The following is a 17,233-nucleotide window of genomic DNA, read 5'->3' on the forward strand; positions in this document are numbered from 1 at the left end:
CCCGTGAAGCGAGAGGACCACCCGTGAGCACGCCCAACTACCCGCCGCCCGCTGGGCCCAACGGGCCCCCGCAGGGCCCGGTCCCGCCTCCGTACGGCGCGCAGCCGCCGCCCCCGTACGGCCAGCAGGCCCCGCAGCCGGGTTGGGGCCAGCAGCCGACCCCGGCGGGCTGGGCGGCGCCGCAGCAGCCCGGCCCCGGCCAGCAGCCGTACGGGGCGCAGCCCGCGTTCGGCCAGCCGATGCCGCCCGCGGTGCCGCCCGCCAAGAAGGGCGGCGGCAAGGTCAAGCTGGTCCTGACCCTGGTCGTGGTGGCGGCGCTGGCCGTCGGCGGCTACTTCCTGAACAAGAGCGCCCCGGCCAGCGCGAACCCCGGTGACTGCATCAACATCGTCTCGGCCAGCATCACCGACCCGAAGATCGAGAAGGTCGAGTGCGGGGCGTCGAACGCCGCGTACAAGGTCGCGAAGAACCTGGACAGCGCCTCGGACGAGTGCCCGACGGGCGACTACGGGTCGTACTCCGAGAGCGGTCGGCGCCGCAGCGGCTTCACGCTCTGCCTGATGCTGAACGCGACCGAGGGTGAGTGCTTCAAGACCGAGGGCAACTTCGTGTCCGGCAAGACCAGCAAGGTCACCTGCGACGCGTCGGCCGACTTCAAGGTCTCGAAGGTCGTAACCGGCAGCACCGACAAGGCGGTGTGCGGGGGCGACGGCAACGAGCTGGTCTACTCCGACCCCGCGACCGTCATGTGCCGGGTCGCCGCCGACGAGGCGGGCACCGGTACGGGCTGAGTCCACCCCGCTACCGAGGGTCAGCGGACTAGACCACTGCGCCTCCCCGTGACCTGCAACACGGGTTCGCGGTCCCGGTACCGGGAGCCGGTACCGCCGATCGGGGGTTCCGCGCGCTGGGCCGAACCGGTGACGGCCCTTGACGGCACCTGGGGAAAAAGAAACGGGGCGGTCACCTTGGGTGACCGCCCCGTTCCGCTTGGCTAGTTCGTCGTACCGGGTGGCAGGAGCTGCTGCACGTCGAGCCTGCCCGGCAGCACGTCCTCGGTGTCCATCATGTCCGCGACCCGCTGGAGGCGGATCGGGTTGAGGGACAGCGGGAAGGTGCCGACCGACACGAGCGCCGCGGTCTGCTGGTCGACGTCGACGTAGCTGCTCAGGACGTCCTGGACGGTCAGCTTGTTGTTCGCCGCGGCCTGTTGCGCGTCGCGCAGGACCGAGCGGAACAGGGCCAGCGTCTTGGGGTTGCCGTCCGCGAACTTCTTGCTGGCGGCGTACCCGGACATCGGGAAGTCCTTGGTCGGGCCGATGGCCGTGTCGCTCACGATCCGGGCGCCGATGTCGCGTTGCGCCTTCGTGATGAACGGCTCGGTCATCCACGCCGCGTCGACGGTCTTCGACTGCATCGCCGTGACCATCTGGTCGTACGGGAACTCGCGGAACTGGATGCCCTGCTTCTCGACACCCGCGGTGTCCAGCACGGCCCTGGTGGTCAGGGCGCCGATGTCGTCGTCGTTGACCACGGCGATCCGCGGCTTGGCGATCTTCGCGGGACCGTCGTAGTTCGGGTCCGTGCTGACCAGCGCCATCGAGTTGGCGCCCGCCTGGTAGGCCTCGCCCTGGAGCTGGAGCTGGGTGCCCTCCGCGACCTTGCGGAACAGGGTCACGTGGCTCGCCCAGGTGATGTCCAGCGTGGTGTCGAGCTGCTTGATGCCCTCGTCCTCGCTGGTCTGGGGCACGAGCTGGACCTGGAGCCCGGCCTTGTCGAACAGCTTCTCGTTGATCGCGATGCGGAGCGGGGCGACGTCCACGACCGGCATGACGCCGATGCGGAGCGTGTTGCGCTCGATGTCGGTGGCGTCGTTGTCGCCACCGCCGGGCAGCAGGCTGCACCCCGCGGTCGTGGTGACGACGGTCAGGGCACACGCGACCAGCGCTGCCGCACGTCGGAGAACATGCGCTCGGGTAGGCATGGCACCTCTCGCCTGTTGACTCGATGAGTCGAGTTGATCAGTGTTCGTCGTCACGCGGCATACTGTCCGTCGGGTCACCGGGGATGGTGGCGCAGAGGCAGCTAGGTATCGACGTTCGGGGATGTTAACCACCCGGACGTATGAAGCGACAGCCCAACTCGATACGGTGCGTGCTGCTAGAGGCTTCCATCAAGTAGGGGCAGACCATTACGCTGCCGGCCGGGTGGTACAGGTTCTAGCGAGCCATCGGGTTCCTGGAGCAGAATGGAGCGCTTGGTCGGCGCTAGGCTCCTGTGCTGCATTTTGCCCGATTTTGCGAGTCCATACTTCGGTCCGGGGGAGAGGCCGGGGACACTGCTGCCGGAAGAGGAAGCCCAGGGTGGCCCGACGAGAGAGAGGTCCCAGCCAGTCCGGCGCGGGGACCGCACCGCGCTCCGATAGGCCCGAAACGGGTGACGGACTGGCTGCGCTACGAGATGCAACTGTGACCGAGTCGACGGGATCTGGAAAAACCGACGTGCCGCAGAACAGCGCAACAGATGCGCAGAGCGCTCGTACGTCGAGCTTCCGGCTGCGCAACTGGCGCCTCCGGACCAAGCTGTTCGCCGTGCTGCTCATCCCGACCGTCGCCGCGCTCGCGCTCGGCGGCCTCCGGGTGCAGTCGGACCTGCAGAGCGCGACCGAGTTCAACCAGTTGGCCAACGAGGTCCAGCTCGAGAGCTCCGTCGCGGACCTCGTGCAGCAGCTCCAGCGCGAGCGAGACCTGAGCGTGAGCCACGTGGCCTCGGGCAAGCAGATCGACCGCGTGGTGCTCGACCGCCAGCTACGCCGGGTGAACGACAACTCCGACGCTCTGCAAACGAAGATCACCGAACTGAGCGGCGACCTCGAGCCCGCCGTGGCGGACCGCTTCCGCCGGGCCGCCGAGCAGCTCAAGCGCCTCAACAGCCTCCGCAACGCCGTGCGCGACACCGCGTACCCGTCGGACGCCGTCCTGCGCACCTACTCCGAGTCGGTGGAGAGCCTCCTCGACCTCGGTGAACAGGCCATCGCGGGCATCAACGACCCCGACCTGGTGCGGCTGCACCTGGCGACCAACGCCATCGCGCGCATCAAGGAGCAGGAGTCCCGCAAGCGCGGCATCCTGCTCGACACCTTCCAGCGGGGCGACTTCCCGGCGAGCCAGCAGCGGCTGCTCCTCGCGGCGAACGCCGAGCTGGAAGCGGCCCGGAACGACTTCCGCAAGTCCGCGTCGCCCGACCAGGCGAAGATCTACGACGACACCGTCACGGGTCTGATCGTCGACACGGCGAACGACATGCAGGAGTCGGCGCTGAACCTGGCGGCGGCCAACCAGAGCCTCCAGTCGCTGAGCCCGGAGCGGTGGGACATCGCGTCCACGCTGACGGTGAACCTGACGCGCGACGTGGAGAACCTGCTCCTGGAGCAGTTGCAGAACCGCACCGACGAGGCGACCGGCACCGCGCGGGCCGACGCGTTCCGCGACTCCGGCCTCGTGCTCGCCGCGCTGCTGCTCGCGCTGGCCATGGCCCTGTTCGTCGCCCGCTCGATCCTGAACCCGCTGCGCGTCCTGCGCCGCACCGCCCTCGCGGTGGCCGACCACGGTCTGCCGGAGGCGGTCGAGAAGATCCTCGCCGACCCGAACCCGCAGCTCGCGGCGCAGAACGCCATCGCGCCCGTGCCGATCACCACGCGGGAAGAGGTCGGCCAGGTGGCGCGGGCGTTCGACGCGGTGCACGGCGAGGCGGTCCGCCTGGCGGCCCAGCAGGCCCTGCTGCGCGACAACGTCAACGCGATGTTCGTCAACCTGTCCCGCCGCTCGCAGGCGCTGGTCGAACGCCAGCTCAACCTGATCGACCGGCTGGAGCAGGACGAGCAGGACCCGGACCAGCTCGCCAGCCTGTTCGAGCTCGACCACCTCGCGACCCGCATGCGCCGCAACTCGGAGAACCTCCTGGTCCTCTCGGGCACCGACCTCTCGCGCCGCCTCACCCGGCCCGTCCCCGCGGCCGAGGTGCTGGGCGCCGCGGTGTCCGAGGTCGAGCAGTACGCCCGCGTCCAGGTCGGCCAGACCCCGGAGCTCACGGTCCAGGGCCGCGCGGTCAACGACCTCGTGCACCTGATCGCCGAGCTGCTGGACAACGCCACCGCGTTCTCCGACCCTGTGACGAAGGTCACGGTCCGCACCGCTCGTACCCGCAAGGGCGAGCTGGCGATCGAGATCCAGGACCGCGGCGTGGGCATGGCAGAGCAGGACATCCTCGACGCCAACGAGCGCCTGGCCGACCCGCCGGACGTCGACGTCGCCGTGTCCCGCCGAATGGGCCTGTACGTGGTCGCCCGGCTGGCCAAGCGCCACGACATCAAGGTCCGGCTCCGGGTCAACGAGGACATCGAGGGCGGCACCACCGCGCTCGTCGTCGTCCCCGGCACGCTGGTCGCGCAGCCCGGTCAGGCCCCCGCCCCGATGGGCGGCCCGACCGAGTCCCTCACGGACTTCAACCCGGCTCAGCGGGCCAGCGGCATCGCGGGCGCGTTCAGCGGCTCGCCCCGCTTCGACGACGACGGCGGCAACAGCTTCCCGTCGCAGGGCGGCGCGGGCGACACCGGCTACCACTCGTCCGGCAGCCTCACGAACACCGGCGGCTTCCCGTCGCAGGAGTTCAGCCCCACGGGCAGCTTCGCGCAGCCCGACCTGAACATGCCGGTCAGCTTCGTGCGGGGCGACTCCGTCCCCGAGCCAAACGCGGTCCCCGCGTTCGGCGTCACGAGGGCCGAGGAGGAGTCGAACGTCTGGCTCCCCCTGTCGGGTGGTGACCAGACGCCTGCCGAGAAGGTGTGGCCCGAGCACGCCAACGCCCACGACCCCGGCCCGTCGACCGGTGAGCAGACCCTGTTCACCGCCTACGAGGACCGCCACGAGGACGCTTCGGAGCCCATCCAGTCGGGCTACGAGACGACCCGCTTCGAGCCCGTGGTGCCCCGCGCCGCGGTGGCGGAGCCCGAGCCGGAGCGGCGCAACGGCAACACGCCGGCGCGCAAGGAGGTCGACCACGACCTCGACGCCCCGACCGAGCGCCTGCCGATCTACGAGGCGGTCCTGTCCCAGTGGTTCCAGGCGGTCGGCAGCGAGACCTCCGCCGCGAAGGCGCAGGCCGTGCCCGCCGTCGAGCGGCGCGAGCCCGTCCACATCGACGAACCCGTGGTGGAACCACCGCTCTCGGACCAGGAGGAGCCCGCTCTTCCGACCCGCAAGCCGAAATCGGTTCCCGCTGTGGCTCCCACCACCACCGAGGTTTCCGTACCCTCAAGGCTCGACGGTTTGTCGGCTTCGGGTCTCCCGAAGCGGGCACCGCGACCCGAAGCCGCACCCGTCCCCGAACCGGAGCCGGTGGCCGAGGTCGAGGCCGGGCAGGTTGAGGAGCAGGAGGCCCCACAGATGCAGGCGGAACCGACCGCCGAAAGCGCTTGGCAGTCGCCGGCCGACGAAGGCTGGTCCGCTGCCCAAGCACTGCTCAGCAAGACGCCAGACGCCAAGACACAAGCGGGGTTGCCCAAGCGGGTACCCAAGGCTCAGCTTGTGCCAGGGTCAGCCGCGCCGAAGATCCCCTCGGCGCAGCAATCGCAGCGGCCCCCGCTGCCACCACGGTCGCCTGACGCGATCCGTGGACGGATGTCGAGTCTTCAGCAGGGCGTCCGACGAGGGCGACACGCGTTGATCGACGCTTACGCTGGTGACCAGTCGAGCCGGCAAGACGAGGAGCAGGAGTGACGACCGCAGCTCAGCCAGGCAGCTTTGGTTGGCTAATCACCGACTTCGTGCGCCGGGTACCCGGTGTTGCGCACGCCGTTGTCGTGTCGGCGGACGGGCTTCTGCTCGCCGGCTCGCAGGGCTTGCCACGGGACCGGGCCGAACAGCTTTCGGCGGTGGCATCCGGTCTGGTCAGCCTCACCGCAGGTGCGGCTCGCTGCTTCGAGGCCGGTGGCGTGAACCAGACCGTTGTCGAGATGGAACGGGGTTACCTGTTCCTGATGTCCATCAGCGACGGGTCGTGCCTCGCCGTACTCGCCGCGCCCAACTGCGACATCGGACTTGTCGCCTACGAGATGACCCTGCTGGTCGAGAGAGTCGGCCAGCAACTCACCCCGGAGCTGCGCGCTCAGCTCCAGGGCGTGGTAAGGCGGTAGACCTCATGAGAGTGTGGGGGTGAGCGGAGATGGCTGAGAGATCGGGCGCCCACGGTCGTCGCTTCGGTAGCGGGTTCAACTACCAGGAGTGGGCGGTCGGGGGTTTCCAGTTCTCGGATCCGGACGCCGCCGACCCCGCGCCGGATGATGAGGAAGCCGATGGAGTGGTTGCACCGAGCGTCAAGCCGGTCGTCCGCCGCAAGCGCGGCCGACCGAAACGCGAGAGCGCGGAGATCGATGGCACAGGGCAGGGGCTAGACGACATGTCTCAGCGTGAGGTTGACGATTCGTCGTACGACTACGACGACGTGCCGAACCGTTTCGACATCGACGGGTACGGAAGTGGTCTGTTCGGAGGACCGGGCGCTGATCTCTTCGGTGCCCACAACCTGCCGGACAGCGTTCCGGAGCAACTCCCGTACACGACCGGCCAGCAGCCGATCGTGAGACGGGAGGAGAACCCGGCGGCCGAATCGGGATCACTGGTCCGTCCGTACACCCGGACCGGTGGACGCACGAGGCCGGACTACGATCTGGCCATCGAGGCACTGGTGTCCACCAGTGATCGCGGGCTGGAACGTGACGCGGCGGTGCTACCGGAACACCGGTCTATTTGCGGGATTTGCACGGACACCCGGTCCGTGGCCGAAGTCGCCGCACACCTCCGACTGCCGTTGGGCGTCGTGCGGGTGCTGATCGGGGACATGGCCAGCATGGGTTTGGTTTTGATTCACCAGGGTGGTCTGGTCGTGGGAGACCGACCTTCCATTGACTTCCTTGAGAGGGTGCTCAGTGGGCTTCGCAGGCTCTAGTCCCCAGGGCGCCGAGGGCGCACGGAAGCCGACGACCTCCGCGAAGATCGTGGTCGCGGGTGGCTTCGGCGTGGGCAAGACGACCTTCGTCGGCTCGGTGTCCGAGATCGTGCCGTTGACCACCGAGGCGGTGATGACCGAAGCCAGCGCGGGTGTGGACGACCTGTCGGCTACGCCGAACAAGGTCACCACCACCGTCGCGATGGACTTCGGCCGCGTCTCCCTGGACAGCGACCTGATCCTGTACCTGTTCGGTACGCCGGGTCAGCACCGGTTCTGGTTCATGTGGGACGACCTGGTCCGTGGTGCCATCGGCGCCATCGTCCTGGTCGACACCCGGAGGTTGGCCGACGCGTTCGCGTCGATCGACTTCTTCGACGACCGGCAGTTGCCGTACGTCGTCGGCGTGAACTGCTTCGACGGGTTGCTGCACCACCGCATCGAAGACGTGCGGGAGGCGCTGACGATCGATCAGTCCGTGCCGATAGTGACTTGCGACGCGCGCAACCGGCAGTCGACCAAGCAGACGTTGATCACGCTGGTCGAGCACGCCATGCGCCAGTGGATGTCCGTCCGCGCAGGCTGATCCAACGCTGCAAGGCCTGGTTCGCCCACCCCGGTAGGGGTAGGTGAACCAGGCCTCAGGCGTACGCGGAGAACGCCTTGTTCAGTCGTCGTCGCTCCGAGATCAGTGGTCGTCGAGGTCAGCGGCCATAGCCCTCCAGGTCCAGGTCGACGTCCGGCGCCCACCACGGTGAGGTGGCGTCCACGGCCACCACCGGCTGGACCGGCCCCGGAGCCGCGCCACCGAGTTCCGTCACCGGCTGGACCGTCCGCTCCACGGCGGTCGGGCCGGGTGGGAACCGGTGCGTCCACGCGTCCCCGGAGCTCGACCAGGTGCCGAGGGCGGCCGCACCGGCGGCCGGGTCCGCCCGCGCGGTGCCCACCGCGCCCAGGACGGCCGCCAGGACAGCGGTGACGAGGATCGACCCACGCGCCCACCTGTGGATGGTCATGCGCTGCTCCTTCGTCGGGTGCGGCGTCCCGGTGGTGTGCGGGCCCGCTCTTCGACGGTAGAGCGGCGCGCGGTCACCATCGGGTGCACCGGCTCCCCGACCGGGTCTCACCCGCCGTGACGGCTCGCGTCAGTCCTCGACGAGCGCCGCCGACGTGATGCGGTGCAGCGGGAAGCGGCGGACCTCGCCGTAGCTCAGGTCGTAGCCCTCCAGCACGCCGCCGCCGACGATCTGCGGCTTGATCACCCTGGTGGCCGCGGTGCCGTGCGAGTCGACCAGGTCGACCAGCACGCTCCGGCCTTCCTTCGCCGCCCGCTGGAGCAGGTCCACCGTCGCCGACGGGCCGTTGCCGTGGTTCGCGGGCACGGAGACGCGCTCGCCCCGCTGGGTCGACCGCGCCCGGTCGCCCGCCTTGACCAGCCGCACCAGTTCCGCGAGCTGCTCCTCGCTCGGCGTCGGCACGTGGACCGGGCGCCGGGCGGCGCGGGCCTTGCCGGGGATGCGGCGCCCGCTCACCCGCAGGTCCAGCACCCGCCCGTCCGGCCCCTCGGCGGCCGGGGCGAAACCCGCTCCGCGCAGGCCGTCCAGCACGTCGGACAGCGGCAGCGGGCTGACCAGGACGGTCGGGGCGATCTTGCGCAGCTCCAGCGCGTCCGCCGCCGGGTGCGCCATGACCTCGGTCAGCAGCACCGGGTCGTCGCAGCGCAGGAACGAGCTCGCGGCGCCGCCGCGCAGCCTGCCGTGCTTGCGGGCCGCATCGTCTATCAGGTAGGTCAGCGACTGCGGGATCGGGGTCCGCGACCCCTTGCGGAACAGCTCGTGCAGGTCCGCCGCCGTCTTGCCCGCGTCGAACGCGCGGCGCACGGAGTCGTCGCCGACCCGGTAGACGGTCGCGCCGCCCGCCGACTCGACGTCGGCCACCAGCGCCAGCTCGTCGGCCAGCTCGGGCTCCAGCCTGCCGGGGGCGATCACGGTCAGGTCGGCCTGCACCAGGAAGTGGTCGACCGGCGCGGGCAGCGAGTCGGTGAGCTGCTTCGACGCCAGCGCCGGCCCCTCGGTGAGCAGCACCTTGCCCGCGCTGGTGATGGCTCCCCGCGACAGCACGGCCAGCGCGGTGCCCTCGGTCAGCGTCCAGCGGACCAGGTCGTCGCGGAGCCTGCCGCCGCGGCGCGGGGCCCGCCACGCCAGCACGGCCGCCAGCTCGGCCGGGTCGGCGACCGTCGTGCCCGGCTCCAGCCCGGCCAGCGCCTCCAGGATCCGGCGGCGGTCGCGCGGGGCACCGGGGCGGTTCAGCTCGGCGGACAGCGGGTTGAGCAGCCGCTCCTTCTCGTCCCGCTGCCCGATCAGGCCGGGCAGCCGGGGGAGGTCGAGCCACGCCTGCGCCAGCGTCGACCAGCGGACCTCGGGGGTCGCGGTCAGCCACGTGTCCGCCAGCGCCGTCGGCACCCACTCCGGGTCGACGCCCTCGCTGTCGGCGATCAGGCCGGCGGCCACGGCCACCTCGATCAGCAGCGCCGCGCGGGTCTCGTCGACCTCCAGGTCCTTGGCGATCCGGCGCATCTCCCGCACGCCGAGGCCACCGGTGCGCAGCACCGACGGCGGGTCCTCCGACCAGGCGTTGACGAGCGACTCGGTGTGGCGCGCCAGCTCCAGCGCCTCACCGCCGCCCGTCTCGTCGACGACGGACGCGGTCAGCGCGGTCGTGCGCAGCGCGGGCTCGGTGACCTGGAGCCTGCCGAGCGGCCGGTCGCCGCGCACGGCCAGGCCCACCTCGCGGGGCAGTTCCACGGTCTTGCCGTCGCGGCGGATCAGCAGGCCCCTGGCGAGCAGCTTCTGGATCGGCGTCCGCGCCTGCGCCAGCGGCACCACGAGCGCGGCGTCCTTGGTCTGGCCGATCGGCGGGCCGTCGGCCAGGGTCTTGAGCACCCGGTGCTCGTCGTCGCCGAGGTCGGTGAGGACCGGGTCGGCCAGTTCCGGCACCGAGCGGCCGAGCCCGCCGGGGAACGCGGCCACCGCGTCCCGGCTCGCGGGCGGCGTCGACAGGGCGTCGTCCGGCCCCCACAGCAGGGCGCGGGCGCGCAGCAGCGCGACCGTCTGCTTGAGCTGCCGCGCCTTGACCTCCTTGCCCAGCAGCCCGGCCAGTTCCGGCAGGGGGACGGGGCGCTGGTCCGCGTCCAGCACGAGCAGCGCTTCGAGGACCGTCAGCGTGAACGTGTCCAGGTCCTCGCACGCCCGCGACACCGACGCGCGGGTCGCGATCCGCGCGGCCAGCACGGCCGTGTCGGCGGGGACGGGGGTCGCCAGGTCCGGCCGGGCGCGCAGCAGCGCCACGAGCACGGTGTCGTCCTGTGCGCGCAGCCAGTCGGCCAGAGTGGTGCCGGACATCTGCACCACGGTATATGTGCGCGGCTCGATCGGGCACACTTGTCCCGACGTAGGCACCACCGAGGAGGAACCGTGGCGAAGGCCGCACGCCCTGAGCGCGTTGACCCGCACTGGCCCGTCGTGCCCGAGGGCGAGCACGTGGTCAGCGAACTCGCCAGCGACAGCCAGGGCGCGCAGTCGCCCTTCGGGCACATGCCCTTCCCCCTGGCGCCCGAGGACCTGCCGTACCGGCACCCGGTGACCGAGATCAACAGGTAGTCCCGGCGAGGGCCGCCGCTCGTCCGAGCGGCGGCCCTCTTCGTCGAGTCGCGCGAGTTCCGTAATTGCCGGGCGACTACCCTCGACCCCCGCGTGGGCAGTACTGATGTGGGAGGTTCGATGCCGGTCCCCGGCCCTGGTTACTCGATCACCGTTCGACTGGAGGCACCCCCGTCCGCGAGCGCCGCGGGTGACCTGACCAGCGCGGTTGGCCACGCGGGCGGTGTGATCACCGCGTTCGACGTCGTGGAGTCGCACGGCGACCGCGTCGTCATCGACCTCACGTGCAACGCCCTCTCGGCGAACCACGCGAAGGACATCACCGACACCCTGGAGACGCTGCCCGGCATCGTCGTCCGCAAGGTGTCGGACCGCACGTTCCTCGTGCACCTCGGCGGCAAGATCGAGGTCACCTCGAAGGTGCCGCTGCGCAACCGCGACGACCTCTCCCGCGCCTACACGCCCGGCGTCGCCCGCGTCTGCCAGGCCATCGCGGAGAACCCCGAGGACGCGCGCCGCCTCACCATCAAGCGCAACACCGTGGCCGTCGTCACCGACGGGTCCGCCGTGCTCGGCCTGGGCAACATCGGCCCGGCCGCCGCGCTGCCCGTGATGGAGGGCAAGGCCGCGCTGTTCAAGAAGTTCGCGGGCGTCGACGCCTGGCCGATCTGCCTCGACACGCAGGACACCGAGGAGATCATCCGCACGGTGCAGATCCTCGCGCCGGTCTACGGCGGCATCAACCTGGAGGACATCGCCGCGCCCCGCTGCTTCGAGATCGAGGCCCGGCTGCGCGAGATGCTCGACATCCCGGTCTTCCACGACGACCAGCACGGCACCGCGATCGTGGTCGTCGCCGCGCTGCGCAACGCGCTCCGCGTGGTCGAGAAGGACATCAAGGACTGCAAGATCGTCGTCTGCGGCGCGGGCGCGGCGGGGTCGGCGATCATCCGCCTGCTGCTCCAGCAGACGCCGGGCGACGTGATCGCCGTGGACGTCGAGGGCATCGTGCACCGCGACCGCGAGAACATGGACGTCAACCTCAAGTCCATCGCCGAGCGCACGAACAAGAAGAACGTGAAGGGCCGCCTGCACGACGCGCTCGTCGGCGCGGACGTGTTCATCGGCGTCTCGGCGCCCAACCTGTTCGGCGCCGAGCAGGTCGCGACGATGAACTCCGACGCCATCGTGTTCGCGCTGGCCAACCCGGACCCCGAGATCGACCCGATGGAGGCGCAGAAGCACGCCGCCGTCGTGGCCACCGGGCGCAGCGACTTCCCGAACCAGATCAACAACGTGCTGGCGTTCCCCGGCGTGTTCCGCGGCCTGCTCGACGCGCACGCCAGGACCATCACCGACGCGATGCTGCTGGCCGCCGCCAACGCCATCGCCGACGTCGTCACGCCGGACCAGTTGAACGCGTCGTTCATCGTGCCCAGCGTGTTCGACGCCACAGTCGCGGGCGCCGTCGCCGAAGCGGTCCGCAAGGAAGCCGCCGCCGCGAAGGTCTAGGAATAAGGTCGATGGCATGACCGAGCAGTTCACCCACCTGGATTCCAGCGGCGCGGCGCGCATGGTCGACGTCTCCGGCAAGGAACCCACCACGAGGACAGCGGTGGCGACCGGGGTGGTGCACACGACGAAAGAGGTCGTGGCACTGCTCGCCGGGGACGGCCTGCCGAAGGGCGACGCGCTCGCGACCGCGCGCATCGCGGGCATCATGGCCGCGAAGCGCACCTCCGATCTGGTGCCGCTGTGCCACCCGCTCGCGCTGTCGAGCGTGAAGGTCGACCTCGAACTGGGCGAGGCGGAGGTCCGCATCTCCGCCACGGTCCGCACGACCGACCGGACCGGCGTGGAGATGGAAGCGCTGACCGCGGTGTCCGTCGCGGGCCTGACCCTGCACGACATGGTGAAGGCCGTCGACCCGTGCGCGTCGCTCGACGCGGTCCGGGTGGAGCGCAAGGACGGCGGCAAGACCGGCACCTGGATCCGCCCGGAGGGCAGATGAGCACCACGGCACGTGTCATCACCGCGTCCAACCGCGCCGCCTCCGGCGTGTACCAGGACCGCGGTGGGCCGATCATCGTGGAATGGCTGCGCGGCAAGGGTTTCGACGTCCCCGACGCGCTCGTCGTCCCCGACGGCGAGCCGGTGGCGGACGCCTTGCGGCAGGCCGTGGCGGCCGAGGTGAACGTCGTCGTGACGACCGGCGGCACTGGCGTCAACCCGACCGACCGCACCCCGGAGGCCACCGCGGCGGTCCTCGACTACGAGGTGCCCGGCCTCGCGGACGCGATCCGCCAGTCCGGCTGGCCGACCGTCCCTACCGCCGTGCTCTCGCGCGGTCTGGCCGGGGTGGCGGGCCGCACGCTCGTCGTGAACCTGCCCGGCTCCACGGGCGGTGTCCGCGACGGCCTGGAGGTCCTCGGCCTGGTGCTCGACCACGCCGTCGACCAGCTCCGCGGCGGCGACCACGTCCAGGCCACCGCCCACACCCACGAGACCGTCCACACCGGACCCGCCGCCGTGCTCCGCGCGACCGTCGGCGAATCCCCGCTGTCCGTCGAGGAGCACGCCGCGCTGGTCGAGGACGCCGGCGCGGGCGCGGTCGTCACGTTCTCCGGCGTCGTCCGCGACCACGACGGCGGCCGGTCCGTGCGGGAGCTGGAGTACGTCGGCCACCCCAGCGCGGCCGACGTCGTCGCCGAGGTGGCGGCCGAGGTCGCGGGCCGCTACTCGGGCGTCCGGGCCCTCGCCGTGTCCCACCGCGTCGGCCCGCTGGCCATCGGCGACGTCGCGCTGGCCGTCGCCGTGGCCGCCGAACACCGCAAGGAGGCGTTCGCGGTGTGCTCGGAGCTGGTCGACGAGGTCAAGCGCCGCCTGCCCGTGTGGAAGCGCCAGGTCTTCGCGGACGGCACCGACGAGTGGGTCAACTGCCCCTGAGCTTGGCCCGGAGCTGGTCGACGTCGGCGCCCGGCAGGTTCTTCGCGAGGTCGAGCGCCCGCTGCCACGCCTGCCGGGCCTCGGCGGGGTCGCCGGAGGCGTGCAGGGCGTCGCCGAGACTGCCGAAGATGGTGACCTGGTCGTCGTGCGAGCAGTGCTCCACGCACAGGCTCGCCGCCCGGCGCAGGTGCTCGACGGCCCGGACGTGGTCGCCGAGCCGGTGGTAGGCGACGCCGACGGTGTCCCTCAGGTTCGCCTCGGAGTCCAGGTCGCCGACCTCCTCCGCGATGGCGAGCGCCTGGTGGCCGTGGACGAGTGAGCGCTCGTAGTCGCCCAGGTCGATGTAGTAGAAGGCGATGGCGTTGAGCGCGCGGCACTCGCCCTCCTTCCGGCCGGTGATCCGGTAGAGCTCGGCCGACCGCAGGCTGTGCTCCAGGTAGTCCTCGTGCCGGTCGAGGAACCTGCACGCCCAGGCGAGGCTGCCGTGGGCCGCGGCCTGGCCCGCGGCGTTGCCCAGCCGCAGGTAGAGGGTCAGCGCGGTGGACAGCTCGGCGTGCGCCCGCGTGAAGTCGCCCGCTCTCCCGCACGCCTGCCCCAGGGAGATGTGCGCCTCGGCGCGGGAGTCGTCGTCGCCGACCCGTTCCGCCGCGCTGATCGCGACCCGCTGCGTCCGGGCCCACTCGTGGTGGTGGCCGAACTGGTTGAGGTAGCTCGCGAGCGACCACGCGAGCCGGTGGGCGTGCCGGTCGAACCCGGTGGCCGCCGCCAGGTCCACGGCGGCGGGCAGCACGTGGTGCTCCGCGCCGTACCAGGCGAGGGCCTGGTCGGGACCGGCCACCTCCTCGGGAGTGGTGCCGGGCGCGGGATCCGCGGGGGTGAGCGGGATCCGGTGCGGGTACAGCCGCGCGCACGCGGCCAGTGCGGTGTGCAGGTAGTGGTCGAGCAGCCGTCGCGTGGCGTCGTGCCGCTCGTCGTCGTGCTGCTCGGCGGCGTAGGCGCGCAGCAGGTCGTGCAGGGCCAGCCGGGTGGGCGTGGGCTGCCCGACCAGGCGGGCCGTCACCAGCTCCTCCAGCACCGGTCGGACCTCGGCTGCGGACAGGCCGGCGAGGCTCGCGGCCGCCGCGAAGGAGATGTCCGGGCCGGGAGCCGTGCCGAGCAGGCGGAACAGCCTGGCGGCCGGGGGGCTCAACCGCCGGTAGGAGTAGGAGAAGACCGCCCTGGTGCCGTTGGCGGGGTCGTCGGAGTCCAGCGCGTCCAGGCGGGTCCGCTCGTCGCGGAGGTCGTCGGCCAGCGCCCGCAGGCCCAGCCGCGGGTTGACCGCCGCGCGGGCGGCCATGAGCGCGACGGCCAGCGGGAGGTGGGCGCAGCGGTCGACCAGTTCGGCCACGGCCTCCGGTTCGGCGGCGACCCGGTCCCGCCCGAGGTGGTGGGTGAGCAGGTCGGTCGCCTCGGCCGTGCTCAGCAGGTCGAGCGGGATCGGCCTCGCGCCCTCGCGGGCCACCAGGCCGGTCAACTGGGCGCGGCTGGTGACCAGCACCAGGCAGGTGGGACTGGCGGGCAGCAGCGGGCGGACCTGGTCGGCGTCGCGCGCGTTGTCGAGCACGACGAGCACCCGGCGGTCGGCCAGCAGCCCCCGGTAGAGGGCGGCCTGGGCGTCCAGGCCCGCCGGGATCCGGTCCGGCGGCACGGCGAACGCGTCGAGGAACCCGCGAACGGCCTCGGCGGGGTCCATCGGTTCGCTCTTGCCGTCGAAGCCGCGCAGGTTCACGTAGAGCTGGCCGTCCGGGAACTCGGCCCGGCTCTCGTGCGCCCAGTGCACGGCCAGGGTGGTCTTGCCGATGCCGCCACCGCCGTTGATGGCGCTGATCACCACCGTCTCCCCGGTCAGGCCCCTGAACCTGGTGAGGGCGGCCAGTTCCGCGGCGCGGCCGACGAAGTGCGGGGTGCGCCTCGGCAGTTGCCTCGGCACCTGGGCGTCCGAGGTGGGGAGCGGCGCCGGGCCGGTGAGGATCCGCTGGCGCACCTCGCGCAGTGCCGGGCCTGGATCGATGCCCAGCTCCTCGGCGAGCACCTTCGCGACCCGCCGGTAGCACTCGAGCGCCTCGGCCTGCCTGCCCGACCCGTCCAGCGCGAGCATGAGCTGCCCCCAGAAGTGCTCGCGCAGCGGGTGGCGGTCGGTCAGCTCGCGCAGTTCGGCGACGAGGTCGTGGTGCCTGCCCAGCGCCAGGTCCGCTTCGACGCGCTGCTCGGTCGCGGCCAGCTTCCGTTCGAGCAGACCCGGCACGACCTCGCGCCGCAGCCGCTCGGACGGGACGTCCGCCAGCGGTTCGCCGCGCCACAGCGCCAGCGCCTCGGTCAGCAGCGCGGACACCCGACCGGGGTCGGTGGCCGCCTTGGCGCGCTGGACCAGTGCGTCGAAGTGGCGGAGGTCCAGGTCGGTCTCGGCGACCTCGATCAGGTAGCCGTCCGAGCGCGTCCTGATGACGGTCGCGCCCAGGGTCTGCCGCAGCCGCATGATCAGGTTGTGCAGCGCCGTGCGGCCGGGCGGATCGCCGTCCCACACCCGTGCCACCAGCACGTCCAGCGGGACCATCCGGTTGGCGTCCACCAGCAGGGCCGCGAGCACCGCGCGCTGCCTGCCCGCCCTGATCGGCAGCGGTGAGACGCCCTGCGTGACTTCGAGCGGACCGAGCAGGCGGAACCTCATCGGTCCATCATGCAGAAAACGGCGGCAGGGGCCCCAGCCGCGGGGGGAAGCGGATGGGGCCCCTGGTCCGTCACTCGACCGAGGTCGAGCTGGTCCTACTTGGTGGCGATCTTCAGACCCGGCGTGATCAGGTCCGGCGACGGGATGAAGTCCTTGTTCAGCTCGGCCAGCTTGGCCCAGCCGCCTTCGACCTTCAGTTCGTCGGCGATCTTCGACAGGCTGTCGCCCGCCTTGACCTCGTAGTCGCCGTTCGGGTTGTTCGTCGGCAGCGAGAGCACGACCGGCGCGGGCGCCTGGCGGACGGGCGCCTGAGCGGTCCGCTGCTGCGACGGCGCGGGGGTGGCCTGCTTCTGGGCCGGGGCCGGGGCCGCCGCGACGGGGGAACCGCCACCGCCGAGACCCTTCTGGCCGCAGACGGGCCACGCGTTGATGCCCTGCGACTGGAGCACGTTCTCGGCCACGCGGATCTGCTCTTCACGCGACGCGTTGGCCGCCGAGCCGGTGCCGCCGTTGGAGGACCAGGTGCTCGGGGAGAACTGGAGGCCACCGTAGTAGCCGTTGCCGGTGTTGATGCCCCAGTCGCCACCGCTCTCGCACTGCGCGACGGCGTCCCAGTTCACGTCACCCTGGGCCTGGGCGGTTCCTGCGGCGATGCTGAGCGGCGCACCCACGATGATGCCTGCCACTGCCACCTTGGCGATGCTGCGAGCGGTACTGGACAGCTTGCTGTGCTTGCCACGGTTAGAAATCATTTTCCTCACGGTCCACCAGCACCTGCACGGGGAACTCGGGTTCGGGCCCGGTGCGTTCCTCAGCCCCTGTCCGGCGGGATTTCTCGCTCGGGGTTGTGTGCCGGGGGGCCGCTGGACAGGGCTGGGTGCTCGGTCCCCCGGTGTAGCTCGTGACTGGTTCGGGG

Annotated in this window: 14 protein-coding genes; 9 read left to right on the forward strand and 5 right to left on the reverse strand. The window is 71.5% G+C overall.

All coding sequences use genetic code 11. The features are described 5' to 3' along the window. Window positions 1–23: 23 nt before the first annotated feature. The gene (locus NZH93_RS18730; protein WP_259624402.1) at window positions 24–791 is read left to right on the forward strand and encodes an LppU/SCO3897 family protein; all 768 of its coding nucleotides are present in this window, start codon (window positions 24–26) and stop codon (window positions 789–791) included. 203 nt (window positions 792–994) lie between these two features. Here the strand turns inward: NZH93_RS18730 and NZH93_RS18735 are convergent, their stop codons facing one another. Beyond that, on the reverse strand, window positions 995–1,984 hold the full coding sequence (locus NZH93_RS18735) for an ABC transporter substrate-binding protein (protein WP_259624403.1): 990 nt from the start codon (window positions 1,982–1,984) through the stop codon (window positions 995–997). 517 nt (window positions 1,985–2,501) lie between these two features. Between NZH93_RS18735 and NZH93_RS18740 the strand changes: the two genes are divergently transcribed. The 4 genes from NZH93_RS18740 to NZH93_RS18755 are packed head-to-tail and all read left to right on the forward strand — an operon-like array spanning window position 2,502 to window position 7,591. Next, window positions 2,502–5,777, forward strand: coding sequence for a nitrate- and nitrite sensing domain-containing protein (locus tag NZH93_RS18740; protein WP_259624404.1), 3,276 nt, complete (start codon window positions 2,502–2,504; stop codon window positions 5,775–5,777). Beyond that, on the forward strand, window positions 5,774–6,193 hold the full coding sequence (locus NZH93_RS18745; protein ID WP_106185427.1) for a roadblock/LC7 domain-containing protein: 420 nt from the start codon (window positions 5,774–5,776) through the stop codon (window positions 6,191–6,193). Before NZH93_RS18740 ends, NZH93_RS18745 begins: the two co-directional genes overlap by 4 nt. 29 nt (window positions 6,194–6,222) lie before the next feature. Beyond that, a complete protein-coding gene (locus tag NZH93_RS18750; protein WP_259624405.1) occupies window positions 6,223–7,005 on the forward strand; it encodes a DUF742 domain-containing protein in 783 nt (260 codons plus the stop codon). Continuing rightward, window positions 6,986–7,591, forward strand: coding sequence for a GTP-binding protein (locus NZH93_RS18755; protein WP_106185428.1), 606 nt, complete (start codon window positions 6,986–6,988; stop codon window positions 7,589–7,591). The genes NZH93_RS18750 and NZH93_RS18755 overlap by 20 nt, the downstream gene beginning before the upstream one ends. A 118-nt stretch (window positions 7,592–7,709) precedes the next feature. Here NZH93_RS18755 and NZH93_RS18760 read toward each other — a convergent pair whose 3' ends face one another. Both NZH93_RS18760 and NZH93_RS18765 read right to left on the reverse strand, forming a co-directional pair. Further along, a complete protein-coding gene (locus NZH93_RS18760; protein ID WP_259624406.1) occupies window positions 7,710–8,021 on the reverse strand; it encodes a hypothetical protein in 312 nt (103 codons plus the stop codon). Window positions 8,022–8,150: 129 nt separating this feature from the next. Continuing rightward, window positions 8,151–10,406: a helicase-associated domain-containing protein gene (locus tag NZH93_RS18765; protein ID WP_259624407.1), complete on the reverse strand. Its 2,256-nt coding sequence runs from the start codon at window positions 10,404–10,406 to the stop codon at window positions 8,151–8,153. Window positions 10,407–10,478: 72 nt separating this feature from the next. Here NZH93_RS18765 and NZH93_RS18770 point away from each other — a divergent pair, with 72 nt between their 5' ends. The 4 genes from NZH93_RS18770 (at window position 10,479) to NZH93_RS18785 (ending at window position 13,610) form a co-directional block, all read left to right on the forward strand. Then, window positions 10,479–10,664, forward strand: a complete 186-nt coding sequence (locus tag NZH93_RS18770) for a hypothetical protein (protein ID WP_259624408.1) — start codon at window positions 10,479–10,481, stop codon at window positions 10,662–10,664. A gap of 120 nt (window positions 10,665–10,784) precedes the next feature. Next, window positions 10,785–12,176, forward strand: a complete 1,392-nt coding sequence (locus NZH93_RS18775) for an NAD-dependent malic enzyme (protein ID WP_259624409.1) — start codon at window positions 10,785–10,787, stop codon at window positions 12,174–12,176. Between the two features lie 16 nt (window positions 12,177–12,192). Beyond that, window positions 12,193–12,675, forward strand: coding sequence for a cyclic pyranopterin monophosphate synthase MoaC (gene moaC, locus NZH93_RS18780; RefSeq protein ID WP_259624410.1), 483 nt, complete (start codon window positions 12,193–12,195; stop codon window positions 12,673–12,675). Beyond that, the gene (locus tag NZH93_RS18785; RefSeq protein WP_259624411.1) at window positions 12,672–13,610 is read left to right on the forward strand and encodes a molybdenum cofactor biosynthesis protein MoaE; all 939 of its coding nucleotides are present in this window, start codon (window positions 12,672–12,674) and stop codon (window positions 13,608–13,610) included. The genes moaC and NZH93_RS18785 overlap by 4 nt, the downstream gene beginning before the upstream one ends. Here NZH93_RS18785 and NZH93_RS18790 read toward each other — a convergent pair. Further along, on the reverse strand, window positions 13,597–16,317 hold the full coding sequence (locus NZH93_RS18790) for an AfsR/SARP family transcriptional regulator (protein WP_259624412.1): 2,721 nt from the start codon (window positions 16,315–16,317) through the stop codon (window positions 13,597–13,599). The two genes, NZH93_RS18785 and NZH93_RS18790, sit on opposite strands and share 14 nt — an antisense overlap. 95 nt (window positions 16,318–16,412) lie before the next feature. Continuing rightward, entirely contained in the window at window positions 16,413–17,066 is a 654-nt protein-coding gene (locus NZH93_RS18795) for a LysM peptidoglycan-binding domain-containing protein (protein WP_259624602.1), read from the reverse strand. Window positions 17,067–17,233: the final 167 nt, after the last annotated feature.

Origin of the sequence: Umezawaea endophytica (assembly GCF_025061645.1) — a bacterium.
Classification (GTDB): Bacteria; Actinomycetota; Actinomycetes; order Mycobacteriales; family Pseudonocardiaceae; genus Umezawaea; species Umezawaea endophytica.

Excerpts from the sequence above, each read along its gene's own strand:
- NZH93_RS18735 (WP_259624403.1), bottom strand. The coding sequence starts at position 1,984 with ATGCCTACCCGAGCGCATGTTCTCCGACGTGCGGCAGCGCTGGTCGCG.
- NZH93_RS18750 (WP_259624405.1), top strand. The coding sequence starts at position 6,223 with ATGGCTGAGAGATCGGGCGCCCACGGTCGTCGCTTCGGTAGCGGGTTC.
- NZH93_RS18760 (WP_259624406.1), bottom strand. The coding sequence starts at position 8,021 with ATGACCATCCACAGGTGGGCGCGTGGGTCGATCCTCGTCACCGCTGTC.
- NZH93_RS18765 (WP_259624407.1), bottom strand. The coding sequence starts at position 10,406 with ATGTCCGGCACCACTCTGGCCGACTGGCTGCGCGCACAGGACGACACC.
- NZH93_RS18775 (WP_259624409.1), top strand. The coding sequence starts at position 10,785 with ATGCCGGTCCCCGGCCCTGGTTACTCGATCACCGTTCGACTGGAGGCA.
- moaC (WP_259624410.1), top strand. The coding sequence starts at position 12,193 with ATGACCGAGCAGTTCACCCACCTGGATTCCAGCGGCGCGGCGCGCATG.
- NZH93_RS18785 (WP_259624411.1), top strand. The coding sequence starts at position 12,672 with ATGAGCACCACGGCACGTGTCATCACCGCGTCCAACCGCGCCGCCTCC.
- NZH93_RS18790 (WP_259624412.1), bottom strand. The coding sequence starts at position 16,317 with ATGAGGTTCCGCCTGCTCGGTCCGCTCGAAGTCACGCAGGGCGTCTCA.